The 20523-nt window shown below is 48.8% G+C and carries 17 protein-coding genes and 1 tRNA gene; 7 read left to right on the top strand and 11 right to left on the bottom strand.

The annotated features are described in order from the left end of the window. Positions 1–45: 45 nt before the first annotated feature. On the top strand, positions 46–723 hold the full coding sequence (locus tag LJ739_RS07915) for a DUF3667 domain-containing protein (RefSeq protein WP_267494176.1): 678 nt from the start codon (positions 46–48) through the stop codon (positions 721–723). Between the two features lie 341 nt (positions 724–1064). Here LJ739_RS07915 and LJ739_RS07920 read toward each other — a convergent pair whose 3' ends face one another. From LJ739_RS07920 to LJ739_RS07950, 7 genes are read right to left on the bottom strand one after another with little or no spacing between them, the layout of a single operon-like run. Next, positions 1065–1730 (bottom strand): hypothetical protein, encoded by a 666-nt coding sequence (locus LJ739_RS07920; RefSeq protein WP_229158911.1) that lies wholly within the window; start codon positions 1728–1730, stop codon positions 1065–1067. A gap of 25 nt (positions 1731–1755) precedes the next feature. Further along, positions 1756–2607: a hypothetical protein gene (locus LJ739_RS07925; RefSeq protein ID WP_229158914.1), complete on the bottom strand. Its 852-nt coding sequence runs from the start codon at positions 2605–2607 to the stop codon at positions 1756–1758. A gap of 2 nt (positions 2608–2609) precedes the next feature. Next, positions 2610–4232 (bottom strand): AAA family ATPase, encoded by a 1623-nt coding sequence (locus tag LJ739_RS07930; RefSeq protein ID WP_229158916.1) that lies wholly within the window; start codon positions 4230–4232, stop codon positions 2610–2612. 24 nt (positions 4233–4256) lie between these two features. After that, entirely contained in the window at positions 4257–6038 is a 1782-nt protein-coding gene (locus LJ739_RS07935; protein ID WP_229158918.1) for a restriction endonuclease subunit S, read from the bottom strand. Next, the gene (locus LJ739_RS07940; protein WP_229158920.1) at positions 6038–7513 is read right to left on the bottom strand and encodes an N-6 DNA methylase; all 1476 of its coding nucleotides are present in this window, start codon (positions 7511–7513) and stop codon (positions 6038–6040) included. Before LJ739_RS07940 ends, LJ739_RS07935 begins: the two co-directional genes overlap by 1 nt. A gap of 41 nt (positions 7514–7554) precedes the next feature. Beyond that, positions 7555–9984 carry an EcoAI/FtnUII family type I restriction enzme subunit R gene (gene hsdR, locus LJ739_RS07945; protein ID WP_229158922.1) on the bottom strand — a complete coding sequence of 810 codons (2430 nt, stop codon included), beginning with the start codon at positions 9982–9984 and terminating at the stop codon, positions 7555–7557. Between the two features lie 11 nt (positions 9985–9995). After that, entirely contained in the window at positions 9996–10955 is a 960-nt protein-coding gene (locus LJ739_RS07950) for an endonuclease NucS domain-containing protein (protein WP_229158925.1), read from the bottom strand. A 186-nt stretch (positions 10956–11141) separates the two neighbouring features. Between LJ739_RS07950 and LJ739_RS07955 the strand changes: the two genes are divergently transcribed. Beyond that, complete coding sequence (locus LJ739_RS07955) at positions 11142–11867, top strand: DUF4136 domain-containing protein (protein WP_229158927.1); 726 nt, start codon at positions 11142–11144, stop codon at positions 11865–11867. Between the two features lie 1019 nt (positions 11868–12886). Here the strand turns inward: LJ739_RS07955 and LJ739_RS07960 are convergent. Next, a tRNA-Pro gene (locus LJ739_RS07960) sits at positions 12887–12963 on the bottom strand. A gap of 101 nt (positions 12964–13064) precedes the next feature. Continuing rightward, on the bottom strand, positions 13065–14015 hold the full coding sequence (locus LJ739_RS07965) for an AraC family transcriptional regulator (protein ID WP_229158934.1): 951 nt from the start codon (positions 14013–14015) through the stop codon (positions 13065–13067). 102 nt (positions 14016–14117) lie between these two features. On the opposite strand from LJ739_RS07965, the gene LJ739_RS07970 reads away from it, so the two are divergent. The 5 genes from LJ739_RS07970 to LJ739_RS07990 are packed head-to-tail and all read left to right on the top strand — an operon-like array spanning position 14118 to position 18774. Beyond that, entirely contained in the window at positions 14118–15434 is a 1317-nt protein-coding gene (locus tag LJ739_RS07970) for a flavin-containing monooxygenase (RefSeq protein WP_229158936.1), read from the top strand. Beyond that, entirely contained in the window at positions 15424–16332 is a 909-nt protein-coding gene (locus LJ739_RS07975; RefSeq protein WP_229158939.1) for a bile acid:sodium symporter family protein, read from the top strand. The genes LJ739_RS07970 and LJ739_RS07975 overlap by 11 nt, the downstream gene beginning before the upstream one ends. Further along, the gene (locus LJ739_RS07980) at positions 16329–17261 is read left to right on the top strand and encodes an SDR family oxidoreductase (RefSeq protein ID WP_229158941.1); all 933 of its coding nucleotides are present in this window, start codon (positions 16329–16331) and stop codon (positions 17259–17261) included. Before LJ739_RS07975 ends, LJ739_RS07980 begins: the two co-directional genes overlap by 4 nt. Next, on the top strand, positions 17258–18043 hold the full coding sequence (locus LJ739_RS07985) for an SDR family NAD(P)-dependent oxidoreductase (protein WP_229158953.1): 786 nt from the start codon (positions 17258–17260) through the stop codon (positions 18041–18043). The genes LJ739_RS07980 and LJ739_RS07985 overlap by 4 nt, the downstream gene beginning before the upstream one ends. Further along, positions 18040–18774, top strand: coding sequence for a sulfite exporter TauE/SafE family protein (locus LJ739_RS07990; RefSeq protein WP_229158955.1), 735 nt, complete (start codon positions 18040–18042; stop codon positions 18772–18774). The genes LJ739_RS07985 and LJ739_RS07990 overlap by 4 nt, the downstream gene beginning before the upstream one ends. Before the next feature lie 4 nt (positions 18775–18778). On the opposite strand, the gene dcd is transcribed toward LJ739_RS07990, so the two are convergent. Together dcd and apbC are read right to left on the bottom strand one after the other, a co-directional pair. Beyond that, positions 18779–19372, bottom strand: a complete 594-nt coding sequence (dcd, locus tag LJ739_RS07995; RefSeq protein WP_229158957.1) for a dCTP deaminase — start codon at positions 19370–19372, stop codon at positions 18779–18781. A gap of 73 nt (positions 19373–19445) precedes the next feature. Next, the gene (apbC, locus tag LJ739_RS08000; RefSeq protein WP_229158959.1) at positions 19446–20507 is read right to left on the bottom strand and encodes an iron-sulfur cluster carrier protein ApbC; all 1062 of its coding nucleotides are present in this window, start codon (positions 20505–20507) and stop codon (positions 19446–19448) included. Between the last annotated feature and the right edge of the window lie 16 nt (positions 20508–20523).

Raw genomic sequence — 20523 nt, forward strand, 5'->3', positions numbered from 1 at the left:
CTTGCTAACCTTCCGGGCACATGAAGCGCTACCGACATACCACCTTTGCCTGACAATACCCACTGTTTAAACTGCGACACAATACTCCCCCATGGTGCAAAATTCTGTGCTGGGTGTGGACAAAGTACAACCCCCACAGAACGGTCCTTCTCAGGGTTCGTCAGACAATCAATTCATGAATTCCTGGATATCGATGGAAGGTTCGCTTTTACACTCAGGACGTTGTTCCTCAAACCAGGCCTGGCGGCATATGAGATCAGCCAGGGCAAACGAGTAAGGTACACGCCAGCGCTACGCCTCTACCTGGTCGCCAGCCTTCTGTTCTTTCTGATTTTTGCCAGCTTCCAAAACATCTACGCTGCCAACTCAGCGGTCGACGTGTATTCGCGTGCGATGCTGGTGCTGTTCCCCCTCTATGCGTTGTTGATTAACTGTTTTTTTTGGAAGAGTTTTTACCTGGCTAATTTGGTGTTTTCGATGCACATACACAGCGTTGCATACGCAGTGCTAATGATCATTGGTCCGTTGGAGGCGATGGAGTCTAAGAGTGAAATGTTTGTTTTCATTCAGGCCATTCCCGCCACCTACTTTGCCTGGTATTTACTAAAAGCATTCAAGGTTATGTTCCGAGAGCCATGGTGGAAAACCATCATCAAGACCATGGGCGTATATTTCATCTACATGGCGGCCATGGGTGTCGTATTTGACGTTGTGCTGAGCTGATGACACAGAGCAAATTCGTAGCTGTCGCTATGCGACAATGTCCAAGGTAATGCTACCCACGGAATGCTTATTGAGATTTGGGGAAAAGAGAGAAGTTGGTCGGTGTGAGAGGATTTGAACCTCCGCCCCCTGACACCCCATGACTAGCAATAAAAAAGCATTTTGTATATTTTTCATATAGTTACACTATGATTTTATAATCATAAAGCAATGAAAAAGTTGAATCTCCGTTTAAACTGGAAAATTAGGAAAATCAGTAACCTAGAGCTTATAGTCACAGTATCAACTACTGTATAAAGGTGTAGACTATAAAAGTATTACTACCTCTTGAAAGGCCAAGGTTATTGACTACTTGGCCAGTGTAGTTGTATGAATTCTATCCAATCCCAAATACTGAAAAAGAGACTTATAGGACTATACAGAATACACGCGACTGCCGATAGCAAGAAAACACCTATAACCCATGGGTACAAAACTTCCTGCCACCTGTGTTCAATTGGCTTGAAAAAATCATTCTTCAACCACCACATGAACATCAATGCGGGCATGGCAAAAAGAGTACTCCCGACCAAAAAGATAGCTAATCCAACTTGGCCCACATGAAGATATGCATATAGTGAGAAACCTGTAACAAACAGCCAGCATCCCAAAAGAAAACTTGAAGGCAGCTTTAAGACAAATCGGACTTTACGAATGGCAGTATTGATTGTTTCAATATGTTCTTGATTGCGCCAAAAATAATACATCGCAGAAGCGGTCACAAAAAAGAATATAGCTAATAGACTAGTAAGCTTCTGAGCAATTAGGCTGTCTAACCTCAAAATACTATCTAAGCCTTCTACACTGTCTTTTGCCTTTATTAATTGTTGAACTGGCTCCCAAACATATATTTGCGCAGACAAATAGCCCGTTACTAAGATTAGTAATGAAATGCCTAACCTATAGAACCACTTAAAGCGCTCCCAAAATGCTACAGCGACCTTAACTGTTTGATTATGAAAATTCATCAATCGCCAAACCCACAATCCATACCTATGGATAAATTAAATTATGCTTAGCATACAAGAATTGCGCAACACCGTGAGAGTTCACCAACCCATGAAAAAATATTGAGTACCAATTATTTGGAGTTTCAAATTTTCTATCATATTTAGATAGTGCGCTGTCTAAGCAGCGTTCAAAGTCTGCTAAAGAAGCTAAATGTTCATCTGGTAAAGTGTGAATGCTCAAACTTGGATCTTTAACGAGCGAATCCCATTGCCCCTCTAACCAACCAATTAACCCTGAAGGTAATATGACTTTTTCTGCATGAAACTTGATACTTTCAATTTCAGGGTGATTAGGCACTACAAACTTAATTTTAATTTTTGCCATTGGAAATGTTGGATCTTGAGATATTTCACAAGATATAAGCCTTTGATTCAAAACATTGTCATAATACGGATGTAATACTCTCTTGTTCCCATCCTTAAAGTTAGTGCGTCTTTTTACATTGCAATCGCAAGCGGGCACTAAATTTTTTGAATAAACAGCAAATTCTGGGTAATCCTCTTTTGGAAATAAATGATCTAGTGTTCCAGTGCCCAAAGAGCCGCACATTGGACAAACAATAGGTGATGATTTTCTTAGATCTTCTATAAACTTTAAGTCTTTCGGTGGCGACTTGTAGTTCTTCTTTAAACCATCCGCCAGAACGTCGGATATGTTGACTGGCGCAACGTTGAACGCATTGCCACTATTTGTGTGATAATTCAGATATCCATTGAGAATATTTTGCAACTCGTTTTTTAGATAAGGGTAACTAGTTTCACCTAAGAGGTCGTTGTTGGAATTTTCTGTAGTTTTTTGACTATCGTCTGTTGTTGGTAGAGGAAGCTTTTTCAAAACTAAGCCTCCATCATACGTTTTAATCGCATCAAGGCTGATAGTGATATCTCATTACCAAACTGTTGCTCTACCTCAGCGAATTTTTTGCCTTTTACTTTATCGTAGAGTTTTTCTGATAGCCGTATTTCAGTATCTTCTTGAAAAACAAACTGAGAAATAGAATCTACGGTTGCACCGAATGTTGGAAGTCTTGGTCTGTCGGCGACAACTCTATCTTCTAACATCGACAAAACTACAACCTGTTCATTTGGCACTTCACGTACAAAATATGCGGAATGTGTTGCGATAAGGGCTTGAGATCCAGTTTTTTCAAGCAGGAAGTCAAGTAGTCCGATAAAATCCACAATCATGTTTGGGTGCATATGTGTTTCAGGCTCATCCATCATGACAAACGTGCCATTTTCTATATACAGGCACGACAACAACGCGAACTTTACAAAAGTTAATTGCCCGCTGCTCAACGGATAGAAGCTTTCTCCCTTCTTAACTTTCGGATCACGTGCAGAATCAACATTAGCCCACCAATTGAGAGTATCCTGTTCTCCGCCTCCATGCAGAAAACGCTCTAATGAAAGAAATCTGTCAGATTTTAACTGTACGCATACTTCTTTCGGATCTAATCCTGTTTCGGCCAGCGCTTTTAAAAACAGCTCTACACGAGAATTCCCACCGATTTCATCGGAACTTCTGGCTAGCTGTACCAAGCAATCCCCTACGTTGTGGGTGCCTTTTCGCGTAAGCACTAATCGCCGATAGAACAGTTTTTGTGTTGCTTTATTCTCTGGCGGGAAGGTGTTGGACGTTTCTCCTGGTGTTGCAATAGCAATAATGCGATTTATTTTGGGCCGACGTCCCTCGCTATCTACAAGAGACAATCCCTTGTCCTTGCGTTGCAGTGCACCTCTGCAAAATGCTTTTAATGATTCACTTTTCCCAACGCCATTCTTACCAATCACTACACAGATTCTTTTGGGCACAATACTGTCGTGATTGTATCGAAGTGCCAATTGATGAGGTTCATTGAAACCTTCAAGCTGAAACTTCAGGTCGAGCGAGCTTGAAATACCAACCTCAGTTTGCAGTTCCTCTCCAGCTAAAATACTACCTGCGTTATGAAAGGCGAAATATGGTTCAGAATTTCGCATAAAACCAAGTTTAAACACTTCAGTATCAATGGCTTTTTTTACCCACTTTGCATCTGTATCTTTATATTGAGAAAGATCATTTACTGAGCGTAAAAATAGCTCGCTTCCATCACGCCCAAACTCGCCGTAAAGGTCTCTGTAGCTTTGCATGTCAGGTAACAATGTAAAAAAAGGAGGAAGACCTTCTTGGTCGACGACCTCATTGTTAGACTTTTTCAGGTGTTCTGATAACGTTTCTTTTTGTTCATAAAATAGAAGTTCCTCTTTCTCTTCCATTTTATCAGGAGCCATAAAACCAATTAACATCGAGCCTTCCATTGGCTTATGTTTTTCAGATATACAAACCTTGAATTCACACCTGATTTTATACCCGAAGTCGTTCCACGACGTTTCCGCAGGTGAAATTATGACTTGCCCAGGTAATGGCACGTGTTCAGCTGTTTTATTCAGGCTAAATAAAACTTGAAGCAGTTCCATATAGCTTCCTTGTTTGTATTTGTCTTAATTGACTAGTGAGGATGAAATCGTTTGTGCTAACCAATTTTGAAGTAATTTAGCTTTATCAATTTGCGCATTAAGTGATTCACAAATTTCAAACAATTCATCTATTTTGGCTACTATCCTTTGCTGTTCAAACAGAGGAGGCAAAGGACAAAGCAGGTTATTCACAGCATCCTTAGTGATAGTTTGCGTCGATGTACCATTCGCAAAGCTTTTGACATAATCGTAATTGCCATTCAAGTATTTAAATATGTATTTACTATTTGCAAGTGAAACCCTAAGTAGAAACAGATTCATAGCCAAAGACATTGGTTGGCCTCTATCGTCCACATAAAATGTAGAACCAGGATCACCAATTTTGTTCATAATTATGTCATTAGGGTAAAGCTTCGACTTCTCAAGGAAGTGATACGCCTTTTCAGAAATGTACTTATACTCCGAATAGTTTTTCTTACTAAAATTTGTCGTTCTTAGCATTATTGCAAAATCTTTTTGATCTAAAAGCTGAACATTCTCTTTTAATATTTTGTAACCACCGTTGGCGTGATAATCACTAATTGTTTCAAGGACGTCTCCAACTCTGCACCAGATCCAACCATTTGGAAGCTCATATGGGAGTTCAGATTTAGCGATTGGAGTTAGCGCTTTCTGCCTCTTAATTTTCTTATCTTTTATTAATTGCTCTTTCTCAGCTGCTATTCGTTCTAGCAGTTTTGAAGCGGGTTCGTCGTTAGGGTCTTGTTTCACCAGTTTTCCCATCACTGCAAGTTGCAGGACGGTTTGTTTTAACTGGTCGATGCTGTCTTCGGTTGTGAATAGTGTGTCGAAGTGTTCGCTGATCCGCTCCCAGCTTTCATTTAATTCATCAGCGTCTTTGGCATTGGTAAGTGTCGACAGTAGTGTTTCCACAAGTGTTTTGTGCGCTTCGAAACTCGCTTCGGTTTGTGATTCGAGTTGATCGCAAATTCCCATCAACTCTTTGACCTTCGTCGCTATTCGAACTTGCTCTTCACGCGGTGGAACAGGAAAAGTCAAAGGGTTTAATTTTTCTAGTGATATGTTCGCAATATTAGTAGTTTGACTTGCACTTCCAATTAAGGTTTCTCTAGCATATGGAGTCCTTAAGAATAGCATCACATAATCAGGTAATAGTTTTCTTGGCCTGAGTACACTCAAGAAACCGCCAAAGCTCGAATTAATAGGAATAAAGTCTGCGAAAGCTACTTTGCCCACTAACTCCCTACTATTAGCCATAGACATTACAATGTCATTTTTTAAGAGATATTGGTCATCTCTCTTTACAAATGATTTATTAACATATATCAGGTCATCCCAATCAATAACGTCCTGAACATTAGCAGTCCTTAGACATGCAATGTTATCCTCGTTTGAGTCACTTTCCTTAGCGCTGGCAGGAAAAGTAATACCTCTTACAATGTCAACGACATTTCCAAGTCGCTCAAATTTCCATGTTTTGGGAATATCAAAAGGAAAATCGTCTATTGATATTGATTCTAGCTTCTTAGCTTTTTTCAGCTTTTTCTCTTTTATTAGCCGTATTTTTTCTTCTTCTATCTGCTCAAGCAATATTTGAACGGGTTCTTCTGTTGTATATTGAGGAACCAACTTCCCTCGAACTGCCAATTCAAGAATCAACTCTCTAAGTTTCTTAATCCCATATAACTCAAGCTTATTGGAAGTCCCCCTACCCGATGCTGACTTTCGTTTTATCGCCGTCGTCCAAATATCCAGGTTTTCAGTAATAACGCTTTCAACTGACATTAGCAGTCGCCCTCGCCGTTTGACGATAGTGCCGCTGCAAGAATACCTTTAAGTTGACTGCGCAACTCTTGAATTTCACCTTGTTGACTTTGATATTGTTGCAATAATTCATCGGGGTCGTGGCTTATCTGTTCGCCCACGTGTGGGTTCTTGATATCCAAATTGAAGTTACGCTCGATGACTTCACTGATGGGAACTTTCCAAGCTTGCTCGTTTTCAACACGGCTGGCAAATCCGTCTTCTTCATTGCCCCACCAATCCATTTCAGCCTGAAATTCTTCAAACTTCATTGGCTTGGTTTTGGAATAGTTTTTCACGCCTTCAGGGTACGGATGCTCATAAAACCAAATGTCTTTGGTAGGTTGTCCTTTAGTAAAGAACAGCAGGTTGGTTTTAATGCTGGTATACGGGTTAAACACGCCATTAGGTAAACGCACAATCGTGTGAAGGTTACATTCTTCCGTCAGTAGCTTTTTGATCTTGGTTTTAACGCCCTCACCGAACAAAGTGCCATCAGGCAATACAACCGCCGCACGACCACCATCCTTTAATACTTCGATAATCAACTGCAAGAACAAGTCGGCTGTTTCACGGGTTTGCATCTCAGACGGGAAGTTTTTCTCAATACCGTCTTCTTCAGTGCCGCCAAACGGCGGGTTGGTGACAATGACATCAAAATCAGCTTCCCAGCTCGATAAGGGTCTGTTTAATGTATTGTCGTGCTTGATTTGCACCGGTACTTCAATGCCGTGCAGCATCATATTGGTGGTTGCCAGTAAGTGCGGTAACTGCTTCTTTTCAACACCGTGAATTTGTTTTTGCAGCGTCTGATGGTCACTACCAGTTTTCACATAGTTGGTTTTAATGTGATCAACACTACACGCCAGAAATCCGCCTGTGCCGCAAGCTGGGTCAAATACTTGTTCCCCAAGTTTGGGGTCTACCCGATTCACCATAAAGCGTGTCACGGCCCGTGGTGTGTAGAATTCCCCAGCATTTCCTGCGCTTTGCAGATCACGCAGGATCTGCTCGTAAATATCACCGAATAAGTGGCGTTCTTTGGAATCGGTGAAGTCGACTTCGTTTAGTTTGTTGATGACCTGACGCAGCAGTGTGCCGTTTTTCATGTAGTTAAAGGCATCACTGAAGGCTTCACGTACCACAAACCCTCGTGGGTTCTTGTCAATTGGCGCTGTCAGGTTTTTCAGAGTGGGAAACAAATCGTCATTGATAAACTCTAGCAACTCGTCACCGGTAATGCCCTGGTCATCGGCGGCCCAGTTGCGCCACAAATACTTTTCAGGAATGGGCTCACGATAATCATCTATTTCAAGCTCAAGCTCTTCTTCCTGTGCATCAAATATTTTGAGGAAAAGCAGCCAGGACATTTGGCCTAATCGCTGGGCATCGCCATCAACTCCTGCGTCTTTACGCATAATGTCCTGAATGGATTTAATGACTGTACTAACTGACATAAAAACTCTCTTATTTTTATTTGGTTTAGGCCGTGAATGCGCTACGCACTTTTATCGGTTGTGCTGTATATGGCCTGTTCTAATTCTGTGATTGCCTGGTCGTATTCTTTACGACCACCAAAGCCACCTTTGACAATTTCCTTAACCGAGCCGATGTCCGTAAACGGTTGTACTTTGATGGTGTCAAACTTTTCGACTTCCAGTACGCCAGTGTCGGCATATTTGTCCAGAAGCTTATCCAACACCAGCTGGGCCTGCTCCGAATACTTGGTGAAGTAGTTGCGCTTTTTAACGTTGTTAGCACGTTCTTTACGCGTTAGAGGTGGCTGGTCAAATGCAACATGGCAAATCATGTCAAACGGGTCGATGCCTTCGCCTACTTCCTGTTCAAGTGCTTCCCAGATGATGCCTTCGCCTGCCAGTTCATCGATGATGGTTTGCTTTCTTTCGCTGGCATTCCACTTACGAATAAAGTCATCCAACGAGGCAAATTGCTGAGATAAGGTTTTGCGGGTGTAGTCTTTAAATGACTCAGTAACCAACTTACCGTCTGTATCATAATACTGGACACGCTCGGCCACTTTACTCACTGTTACGCCATTAACATGGTACTTTCGGACCTCACCACCTTCATCATCACCGCCCGTTGTCCAGTCGCCTTCATCGATGGGGCCAGAATCATCAGGGAAGCCATCTGGTTCATCATGTCCTCGCCCGTCTTCATTATCGTTATCTGTGTCAACGATAATTTCGTCAAAACCTGAATCAGGATCATTAATGTCATCCGGTTTGGTTTGGATGATTTTCTCTGGAATGCCGTCAAAGCGCTCATCAGCAAACAGTTCGGTGGCCTTTTTGAAATCTAAAATGGTAAACCAGAGTTTGCCGTAGCGGTCATCGATGCGGGTACCACGACCAATGATTTGTTTGAACTTGGTCATGGACTGAATATTCTGGTCCAGCACCACCAGCTTACAAGTTTTGGCGTCGACACCAGTAGTCATTAGTTCTGAGGTCGTTGCGATCACAGGATAGGCTTTTTTGGGGTTAATGAAGTTATCCAGTTGAGCCTTACCCACTTCATCATCGCCGGTGATTTTCATCACGTACTTGTCGTTCTTCGCCACCTGCTCTGAGTTACAGTTAACCAGTGCGCGGCGCATACGTTCTGCATGGTGGATGTCGTTACAAAACACAATGGTTTTGGCCATTGTGTCGGTGCGCTTAAGGTAGTTGGTAATGGTTTGCGCTACCAACTGCGTGCGCTCATCAATGACCATAGTGCGGTCAAAGTCTTTTTGGTTGTAGACACGGTCCTCGATTTCATTGCCGTGTTTGTCTACCTGCCCCTTGGTTGGGCGCCAGCCCTGTAGGTCAACATCGATGTCCACTCGCACCACTTTGTATGGTGCAAGAAAACCATCCTCTATGCCTTCTTTAAGCGAGTACATATAAACCGGGGCACCGAAATAATCGATGTTGCTGACTTCATCCGTTTCTTTGGGCGTTGCGGTTAAGCCAATCTGTGTTGCTGCACTGAAGTACTCAAGGATTTCGCGCCACGCGCTGTCTTCAGCGGCACTTCCGCGGTGACACTCGTCAATGATGATCAGGTCAAAGAAGTCTGGGTCGACCTGTTTATAGGCTTTTTGTTGCTCTTCTGGCCCTGTCAACGCCTGATATAACGCAAGGTGGACTTCATAGGCAGGGTCAATCTTTCTGCCTGTGATCTTCGTCATTGCCTGCCCGAAGGGCTGGAAGTCGTTTATACGTGTTTGGTCAACCAATACGTTACGGTCAGCCAGGAATAAGATGCGCTTCTTTGCTTTGGCTTTCCAAAGACGCCAGATGATTTGAAATGCTGTATAGGTTTTACCCGTACCGGTTGCCATGACCAGCAATATGCGATCATTGCCAGCGGATACCGCTTCGACGGTTTTATTGATGGCCTGCAGTTGATAGTAACGCGGGGATTTACCGCTACCATCGTCATAATAATCCTGGGTCACGATGGGCAACTGAGTTTCAGTAAAGCCTTTATATGCAGAGTACTTTGCCCAAAGCTCGGCTGGTGAAGGGAAATCATCGAGTGAAATTTCCGACTCTAGCTGATTTGGATTGGTTTTGTCATGAAAAATGAAGCCGTCGCCGTTGCTGGCAAACACAAACGGCACATCCAGTAATCGGGCATAGTCTAAGCCTTGCTGAAGACCTTTACCCACTTCATGCTTATTGGCTTTTGCTTCTATGACTGCCAATGGTATCGATGGTTTGTGGTAAAGAACGATGTCAGCTGATTTTACCGTTTTTCGCGCTGCCGCCATACCGCGCACAATCACCTTACCGTCGCGCAGCTTCACTTCCTGGCGGATCTGGGTCATATCATCCCAGCCGGCTTTTTTAACCGCAGGCAACAAAAACTTGGTGATGATGTCGGTTTCTGATAACGCTTTTTTATTGATTGGCGACATGACTTAATCCGTTAATTGTTGTCGAAACTTTTTTTGATCAGAGGTTTCGCTTTTTCTAGGTCATCTGTGTCTCTTATGACAACTTCAAGATCACCTGTTCCCCAGTGGCCTTTGTTAGTGACATCTCGTGTAAATCCTTTTTCCAATTCCATTTCAGATGGGTTTAGCTTTAAATACATCACTAACCGCTCATCTTTTTTCTGCGGTAATACGTGAAAACTAGCAAAATTCTTTATGCGCTTAAACGCCGTATATAACTTGAGTTCTTTACGCTGTGCATCATCACCCAGAGATGCGCAAAAGTCACACGCTTGTTCATATAGCTCAATTAATCGTTCACTCGCCATTTCTAAAGCAACCTCATGGCTCTTGTCTGATTGCTTAGATACCTGAGCTTTCGATGGCGGTTCTGCTGTGGAGGGTTCAGTAAATTTCGTAATTGATTTTTGCGCCGACTTTAACTGACTTACCGTTTGTGAGTTGATCAATTCGAGCAACAGCAAATCATCACCAAAGTACTTGTATCTCATTAGCTCGATATTTCTATCGATCTGCTTTATTGCATGCTCGTCATATTTGTTGAAATCGCTTGCGATACAGATTAACCGAGAGCCACTCCACTCAATATCTTCTGCGGCTTTGTTACCCAACATTTTCATCACCAACAATTGAAAATCTGCGGTATGATCAAGAAGCCAATCTAAGTAAAACAAGCCCTGATTAATAACATTTTCGTTGGAATGACGTTTGTATTCGACGATCACTGGGCAACCGTTCTCATCTATGCCTAAACTGTCGATCCGACCGCTTGTTATGGCATATTCTGAAGCAAGAAAACGCACGCCTAGGGTCGCTTCCATATTGTTTTCAATGACTTTTTGGAGTTCTTTCTCTAGCTTTGCGAACTGGGAAATCAATTCAATAATCGGTTCACCAATACCTCCTAGTTTAAACAGCTTTACATCACTCATTACTTGTCCTTGTCATGCTTTTTACCCCTCCAAACTAGCATAGCCTTCCGAGTACTATCCTAATATCGAGTAGACTCTAACCAATCTAACAATTTGGCGTGTGAAATATACGAAAATCAACAGAGTAGCGGTTTTTTATCTAGTGATATATTGTTTACGTATACTTTTCAAACAGGGAGCGTTGTCGTGCGATTAGTCATTCTCGTTATTGTTTTACTAATACAAGGCTGTGTAGTGAAAGTCGGAGATCATACACCTCGCGTTAAGACAATTGTGAGTAGTTTTGCGGCCACTAACGCTTCGAAACTAAGAACCTACCAACTTGTGCCTAGCCAACAAGGCGTATCTGAACATGATCTGCAATTCTTGGAGTTTTCCAAATATATACATAGATTAATGAAGCTGAATGGTTATACATCCGCCAATCCAGAAGAAATACCGCAGATTGTCATATTCGTCGGTTACGGAATAGGCGAACCAGAAGAATCATATAGCACTTACAGCATGCCGATACTTGGCGCCACTCCAACAGGAAACTATTCATTAATAACGCAATCGACAAGTACAGGAAGCACGACTTACTCTAATTCAACAATATCGCAACAAACTTCACTGGGTATTACTGGTTTCATACCTCATGTGCGGAAAACAGTTACTTATGCCAAGCATCTCGAACTGTATGCTGTAGATGTTTCAGCTTACCTAGAATCTAGTAAAATTATTCCTGTTTGGGAGACGAAGGTTGTCAGCACAGGACGCCCTTGGGATTTGAGAAACATTTTTCCCTATCTCGTTGCAGCTTCTAGCAAGTACTTAGCAAAAGGAAGTGGGAAAAGCGTTGAGGTGGTCGTAAGAGAGGACAACCTCGTGAAGAGATACGTAGAAGGTTTAGAGTCGTCTATACCTAATTGAAGATTGTTCATTCTGGCCAGTATGAGAGAGTGAGCAGCGGTATTCGCAGTATAATTTGAGCCATAGGTAATCGCTCAAATAGCAATGAACGACAAATCTTGGATGATTTGGCTGGTCAATGCGCCATGGATGGCATTGAAAAAAGTACGCTATGGATCCTTTTTTAGTGCGAGGATTTACTCCGGGCATCCTGCCCTCCGGCCTTCGGCCCGTTGCTTCGCAACGTTCAATTTCGTTCCAGACGAAATAGTACTCCGCACATCCTGTGCTCCGCCCTACGGGCCATCGTCGCAAAGCTCCGATGTTCCAAAACGCTCCCGGCGTTTTGGTGAACTCCGACTTCTCGCTCAACGATGACCGCTCACGCGCTCATGTCTCCGGTAATACTACCAGTAGTGGATGCTTGTAAAATTGGGGAAAGAAGAGAGATTGGTCGGTGTGAGAGGGTGAAGAGCGGTATTCGCAGAATAATTTGAGCAATAGGTAATTGCTCAAATAGCAATGAACGACAAATCGTGGATGATTTGGCTGGTCAATGCGCCATGGATGGCATTGAAAAAAGTGCGCTATGGATGTTTATTTAGTGAGAGGATTTACTCCGGGCATCCTGCCCTCCGGCCTTCGGCCCGTTGCTTCGCAACGTTCAATTTCGTTCCAGACGAATTAGTACTCCGCACATCCTGTGCTCCGCCCTACGGGCCATCGTCGCAAAGCTCCGATGTTCCAAAACGCTCCCGGCGTTTTGGTGAACCTCGACGTGGCCGCTTCGCGTCCATGTCGGAGGTAATGCTACCTGCGGAAATTCTTATTAAGATTTGGGGAAAAGAGAGAAGTTGGTCGGTGTGAGAGTTTTACTCCGCACATCCTGTGCTCCGCCCTACGGGCCATCGTCGCACGGCTCCGATGTTCCAAAACGCTCCCGGCGTTTTGGTGAACCTCGACGTGACCGCTCACGCGCTCATGTCTCCGGTAATACTACCAGTAGTGGATGTTTGTAAAATTGGGGAAAGAAGAGAGATTGGTCGGTGTGAGAGGATTTGAACCTCCGACCCCTGACACCCCATGACAGTGCGCTACCAGGCTGCGCTACACACCGACCGAAAGAGGCGACAAGGATACTGATTTTTTGCCGCTTTGCAATCGCAAATCGTCTCCTTTTGTGCCGTTTGCTGGTTGTTTGTGCAATTTCGTCAACCCTCAGGCCGATTTTTCTGCGCTGGCCCGTCGTGGCGTGGTGCCGCGCCATCCCTTGAACGCTTTGATGAACGCGCTGGCGTCGCTGTAGCCGAGACGTTCGGCAACCGTGGAGACCGACTCACCGCTGTCCAGTGCGTCCTCGGCCAGACGGCAAAGCACCTGTTGTTTGAGTGCGGCAAAGGTGGTGTGTTGCTGTTTTAGTTGACGACACAGGGTACGCTGCGACAGGTGCATACGCTCGGCTACCGCCGCCCTGTCCAGGTTGGGCTGTTCGCGCAGCAATCGGATGACTTTATCTCGGGCAGAGATGTCTGACAGCGCCGCCAGATCCGCATTGAGAATGGCAACCATACTGTTGGCCACCACCCCGTTGGCGTGTTGCAGTGCCCCGGATAAACGCTGGCGGTCGAAGATCAGCGCATTGCAACTCTGCCCGTCCCGCACCGGTTGTCCGGCAAGCCGTTGCAGCTTTTCGACAACCTGCGGTTCGGCCCGGTAATCCAGACTCATCTGCACAAGGGGCGTTTGCCCTTCACTGATCTGTGCGGCGATACTGGCAATGCTGGCCAATACCGCTTCCACCCGCACCGCCCGGGCCACCTGATAATGGGGGATATACACCAACGCGGTATGCGCTCCCTCATGACTAACGGTGATTTCGCCGCCCTCACCCACCAGCGGATAATAACGCTGTACGTAGTGCAGCGCCTGACCCAGGGTGTCCAGGCTGAGCAACAGATGGCCCAGGGTCCCCAGATCGGTGGGTTTAAGCTGGGCGCCGAAATCCACCCCCAAACTTGGGCCAAGGGCATCCGCCAGCGCCCCCCAGGCACGGTCCTGATCAACCAGCAATACCCGCTGGTTATGGCTTTGATTGACAGTCATATCAAACCCGGCCTGCTGGGCAAAGCGCAGCAATGCAGCGGCATAATACGCAGTAACGGTTTTCATCGATGGCACAAATTAACCATAAAGTCGCCACATATTAACCGTGACCGTGGGCGTTGCCAACGTACAATGTTAATTCTTTGTTAGCAGTTGAGAACCACACACATGGCAACATGCCCTTACGCATTGATCGGCGCCGGCCCGATGGGACTGGCCACGGCCCGCCAGTTGAGCAAACACGACATCCCCTTCGAAGGGTTTGAGCTGCACGCCAGCGTGGGCGGATTGTGGGACATCAAAAACCCCCATAGCACCATGTACGAAAGTGCGCACCTGATCTCGTCCAAGCGCATGACCGAGTTCAGCGAATTTCCGATGGCTGACACCGTGCCCATGTACCCCAGTCACCGTGATGTGTGCCAGTACTTTAACGACTATGCCGATACCTTCGGGCTGCGCAAGCACTACCGCTTCAGCACCCGCGTGACCGATGTACGTCCCCTCGACAACGGCAACTGGCAGGTCAGCTGGCAAGACGATGAGGGTGAGCACAGCGGCGAGTATGCCGGCGTTCTGATCGCCAACGGCAATCTGCACACCCCCAACCAACCGGCCCTGCCCGGTCAGTTTGACGGTGAGCTGATGCACGCCAATGCCTATCGCCATGCGCGGATTTTCGAGGGTAAGCGGGTGCTGATTGTTGGCTGTGGTAACAGTGCCTGTGACATCGCGGTAGATGCAGTGCACTATGCCGACAGCGTTGATTTGAGCGTGCGCCGGGGCTACTACTTCCTGCCCAAGTTTGTGCTCGGCCGCCCCATCGACACCCTCGGCGGTGCCGTCAAGCTGCCACGTAAACTGAAGCAGCTGATCGACGGGTTCATCATCAAATGTCTGGTTGGCAAACCCAGCGACTACGGGCTACCAGACCCGGATTACAAGCTGTACGAGTCGCACCCGGTGATCAACTCGCTGGCGCTGCACCACATGGGGCACGGCGATATCCAGCCCCGTGGTGATATTCAGTCAGTTGACGGCAAGACCGTTACCTTCAGTGATGGTAGTCAGGCAGACTATGATCTGATCCTGCAGGCCACCGGCTACAAACTCGATTTCCCGTTTATCGACAAGCAAACCCTCAACTGGGGCGAGCATGCGCCGGACTTATACCTGAACATTTTTCACCCTCATCATGACAATCTGTTTGTGATGGGCATGATTGAGGCCACCGGCCTGGGCTGGCAGGGCCGCGCCGATCAGGCTGAACTGGTGGCGCTGTACCTCAAAGCCCAGCAACAGAACAACCAGTCATTGCTCAACTGGTTCAATCAACAGCGTCAGGCCAATCACCTGGATACCAGTGGCGGTATGGACTACCTGCCGCTGGCGCGAATGGCCTACTATGTGCAGAAAGACGCTTATCTTGAAGCGTTGCATTCACGAATTTCACACCTGAAACAGGAACTTCAGCATGCTGGATGAGGTAACCATCCGCTTTGATCCCAACGCCCAGTTGGTCCTCAACATCATGCTGGCGTTGATGATGTTCGGCGTGGCCCTGACCCTGCAGGTGCGCGATTTCACCCGAGTGGTGCGCAAACCCGCCGCGCCGGTGATTGGCCTCATCTGTCAGTTTGTGTTGCTGCCCGCCCTGACCTGCGCCCTCACGATGGCCCTAGAGGTTCCCGCCAGTATGGCGCTGGGCATGATGTTGGTGGCTGCCTGTCCCGGTGGCAGTTTCTCCAATCTGATCACCTTTATCGCACGGGGCAACGTGGCTACCTCGGTGACCATGACCGCGGTATCGAGCCTGGCCGCGGTGATACTGACGCCGCTCAATTTCGCTTTTTATGCCTGGCTAAACCCGGCCACCCGCGCCTTGCTGACCGACATCGCCCTGTCGCCCTGGCAGGTGCTGTCACTGGTGTTTCTGGTGCTTGGCGTACCGCTGCTGATCGGCATGTGGGTCGGCCATAAATTCCCTCAATTTGCCAGCCGTTCGGAAACCCCGATGCGACGGATTTCGCTGGGCCTGTTCGCGCTGTTGGTAGGGCTGGCCTTTGCCAACAACATGAGCCTGTTCACCCAGCACTGGCACCATTTTGTCGGCTATGTCATCGCACAAAATGCCATCGCCCTGCTGCTCGGCTACGGCGCTGCGCGACTGGCAAGGCTGAAACAAAATGATGTACGGGCCCTGACCTTTGAGGTGGGAATCCAGAATTCCGGTCTTGGCCTGGTGCTGATGTTCACCTTTATGCCCGATCTGGGTGGCGCGATGATCATCACCGCCTTCTGGGGCGTGTGGCACCTGGTGTCCGGCGGTTCTCTGGCCTGGCTGTGGAGCCGTCGCCCCCACCCGGCAGGAGACAGCGCATGAAACGAATCCTGGTCACTGGCGCCGGCGGCTACATCGGACAACAACTGGCCTCGGCGCTGAGTCAGAATCCTGATTGTGCGGTATACGGGGTGGATATCCGTCCTCCCGCCGGCCTGCAGACCTTTCAATGCACCACCATGGACATTCGTGATCCGGCACTGATCGATTTGGTCGGTAACCTTAACATCACCCACATCGTGCACCTGGCATCGATTGTCAATCCCGGCCAGGATGAAGCGCTGGAATACGACATCGACGTCAACGGTACCCAAAACGTGCTGGCCGCCTGTAGGGCGCACAAGGTTGAACACCTGACCGTTACCTCCAGTGGCGCCGCCTACGGCTATCATGCCGATAACCCCGAGTGGCTGACCGAGCAACACCCGCTACGCGGTAACGAGGCCTTTTCCTATTCCCGGCACAAACGCATGGTGGAAGACATGCTCAACCACTTCAGCCAGCAGCAGGACACCACCGGGGTATTGATCATGCGCCCCTGTACCGTGCTGGGCAGTAATACCCAAAACCGCATTACCGCGCTGTTTCGAGCCAAACGGCTGCTGGCAGTCGGCCAGTCCCGTTCGCCGTTTGTGTTTATCTGGGATCAGGATGTGGTCGGTGCGCTCAAAAGTGGCGTGCTGAACAACAAAACCGGCGCCTACAACCTGGCCGGTGATGGCGCGCTGGATGTCAACGATCTGGCCCGTATCACCCAAAAACCGGTACTACGAGTCCCGAAAGCCCTGTTAAGCGGTGTGTTGTGGCTGGGTAAGCGACTGGGGCTGAGCCAGGCCGGCCCGGAACAAATCATGTTTTTGCAGTACCGTCCGGTGCTGTGCAACCACAAATTGAAAACCGAGTTCGGCTACACGCCGCAGAAAAGCTCGCGGGAAGCGTTTGAGCATTTCTATTTTGGTGCGCAGCGATGAATGGCCATGTGATCATCACCGGTGCCGCCAGCGGCATCGGCTGGGCGCTGGCACAGGTTTACTGGCAACAGGGTTATCACCTGCACCTGATTGACCGCGATGGTGAACGGCTTTTAGCCCGTCAGCAAGCTTACCGCGAGCGTATGGAGGTCTATCCGCTCGACTTGCTCGATGACGGCGCCTGCGACACGTTCTGCCAACAATTTCTGGCCCGTGACCTGCCTCTGGCCCGGCTGATCAATAACGCCGGGATCACCCACCGTTCCAAAGCCAGCCTCACCGAGCTGACGGTGTTTGACCGGGTCATGCAACTGAACTGGCATGTGCCGGTACTGCTGACCCAGCGCTTGTTGCCCGCACTGCAACAGGCCAAAGGTAAGGTGATCACCCTGGGCAGCATGGCGTCACTGATGCCGGTGCCTGGCCGTGCCGCCTACTGCGCCAGCAAAGCCGCAGTATCCCAGCATTTTGAAACCTGGCGGCCGGAGCTACGCCATCTGGGCATTGGCCTGTTGATGGTCTACCCCAGCTTCGTCAATACCGACATCGAGCAAAATGCCCTCGGCCAGCACGGTGACGGCGCATCCCATCCCCGTTCCACCATCGGCAAAGCCATCACCGCCGATGACATGGCCGCTGCCATCTACCGCGCCGACCAGCAAAATGTACGACGCTGGTTAAGCCCGGTGCTGTCCCCCCGTGTGGGGCTGTGGTTGTGGCGCATCTTCCCCCGCCTGTTTGAACGCTTAAGCTGGCAACGGTTTCGCGGGGAATGGTCATGAGTTGGGAATGGATTTTGTTCGGGGTGTTTATCTGGTTCAGCTTCAGCACCGAAGTGGCGACCGGCTTTGGCAGCATCATCATCGCCCTGGCCTTGGGAGCGCTGTTCCTGCCCATCGGCGACATGTTGCCGGTACTGGTAACCCTCAACAGTGTGATGAACCTGGTGATCCTGTCCAAGCTGTACCGGGACATTCACCAACCCACATTACTTAAACGCATATTGCCGTTGATGCTGGGTGGCATGGCGATTGGCATTGTGGCGGTGCCTTATTTGCCCGAGCGGGAAATGAAGATCGGTTTTGCCCTGTTGGTGCTGTGGTTCGCCGGCCGCTCGTTGTGGCAGTCTTACCGGCCCTCGTCCCCCTCAACGGCGAAACGTGGCAGCACTGGCTGGATTGGTCTTGCCGGGGTGACCCATGGCCTGTACGCCTCCGGTGGTCCGCTGCTGGTGCTCGGGCTGGCCTCAACAACCCTCGACAAAGCCCGCTTTCGTGCCACGTTGCTGGCCACCTGGTGCACGCTAAACCTGTGTTACACCGCATACTTTGCCATCAATGGCCAGTTGCTTGACCACGCCAGCCACATCGTGGCGATGCTACCGGTGCTGGGGTTGGCGGCGCTATGCGGGCACTGGTTACATCACAGGGTCAATGAACAGCAGTTTAAAACCCTGGTGTTCTGGGTGTTGTTGATGTGCGGCGCGATCATGCTGTTCAACGCCGCAAGATAGGGTATCAGGGGTTTTTGTCGTCGGCCGAGATGCGGCTGGCGATCGCCCCATCCTGATCTTTGTACTTGGCATCCACCCGCGCGTTATAAGGCTTGGCAGCCGGGCCAGACAGTGTTTCAAAACTCAGCGCGCCAATTTTCATTTTCGGGCGCAGCGCCAAGGGCAGTTTGCCGGAATTGAAAAACTCCAGCACGATATTGCCAGACCAACCGGGGTCAATCCGATGGGCAGTCACGTGCACCATCAGGCCCAATCGAGCCAGTGACGAACGGCCATCCAGCCAGCCAACCATGTGATCGGGCAAGGTCACCGACTCCAGCGTTACCGCCAGGGCCAGCTCACCGGGGTGCAAAAAGAACGCTTTACCATCGGGCAGAATGATCTCTTCACTCATCACTGAATTAAGCTGCTCCTGTACCTCTGCTTTAGGACCACTCAGGTCAATGTACGGCGCGGCGTGATCCTGAAACACACGGAATTTGTTGCCCAGACGGATGTCCACCGTCAGGCCACTGATGTCTTCTTCACTGGGTGCCGGGTTAATGGCGATGGTGCCTTCTTTGAGGTACTTAACAATGTCGGTGTCACATAAGCGCATGATCGGTTCAACTCGGTTGCAGCGGGACTGTGGGGCGTAAGTGCGGCCAATTATTACCCCGCACCATAAGAAGTCAACGTTTTTCCATCAGATCAATGCCCAGATCGTCGCCCAGCCCCAAATCCAGCGCCAGTGTCCGGCTGACCTGCCGGGCACAGTCACGATACGCCTGACTGACAGGATGATCAGGTTGGCTGACCAACAGCGGCGTGCCACCGTCGGCATGTTCGCGCACACTGATGTCCAGTGGCAATTGCCCGACACAGGCCACCCCTTCCCGCTCGGCCAGCGACATGCCGCCGTGCTGGCTGAAAATGGCGTGTTTGTCGCCACAGGACGGGCACTGGAAATAACTCATGTTTTCGACAATCCCCAACACCGGAATGTTGACCTTATTGAACATTGCGATGCCTTTGCGGGCATCGGCCAGCGCCAGATCCTGCGGGGTGGTCACAATCAATGCACCGGTGACCGGAATTTGCTGCGCCAGGGTCAACTGAATATCGCCGGTGCCGGGTGGCAGGTCCACCAGCAGGTAATCCAGCGCCGGCCACAGGGTGTCCTGCGCCAGTTGCTGCAACGCACGGCTGGCCATCGGCCCGCGCCAGATAGACGCCTTATCGGGGGGCACCAGATAACCAATGGAATTGGCCACTACCCCATGGCGGGACAGTGGGTGCAGATGCTTGCCGTCGTCACTGCCGGGATGGTCGTCCGGGTTGCCCAGCATGATCGGCACCGACGGTCCGTAAATGTCGGCATCCAGAATGCCAACCCGCGCCCCTTCCTGCATCAGCGCGAAGGCCAGGTTGACACAGGTGGCCGACTTACCCACACCGCCTTTGCCAGAGCCCACCGCAATCACATTGCGTACCCGGTTGAGACGCTTATGCTGGGTCTGCTTGGCCTGTATATCGGTCTCAATCGTCAGTGGCGCGGTTATCCCCGCCTGGGCGGCCTGCTGCTGCACCTGAGGGTGAAGGGTCTGGGCTGCGAACGGCAAACGCACGGTAATGCCATCACCGTGTTGCTGACAACACGCGACAGCCTCCTGTTCGGTGATGGCGAAGGTAGTGGCAAGGATCTCGGCCAAAGGCCCGAGGCTATTGTCTTTGTTGGATCGGGAAAAAATCACCGGCGGTCACCTAAAA

It is taken from the genome of Fluctibacter halophilus (genome assembly GCF_020687825.1).
GTDB classification, from domain to species: Bacteria; Pseudomonadota; Gammaproteobacteria; order Enterobacterales; family Alteromonadaceae; genus Fluctibacter; species Fluctibacter halophilus.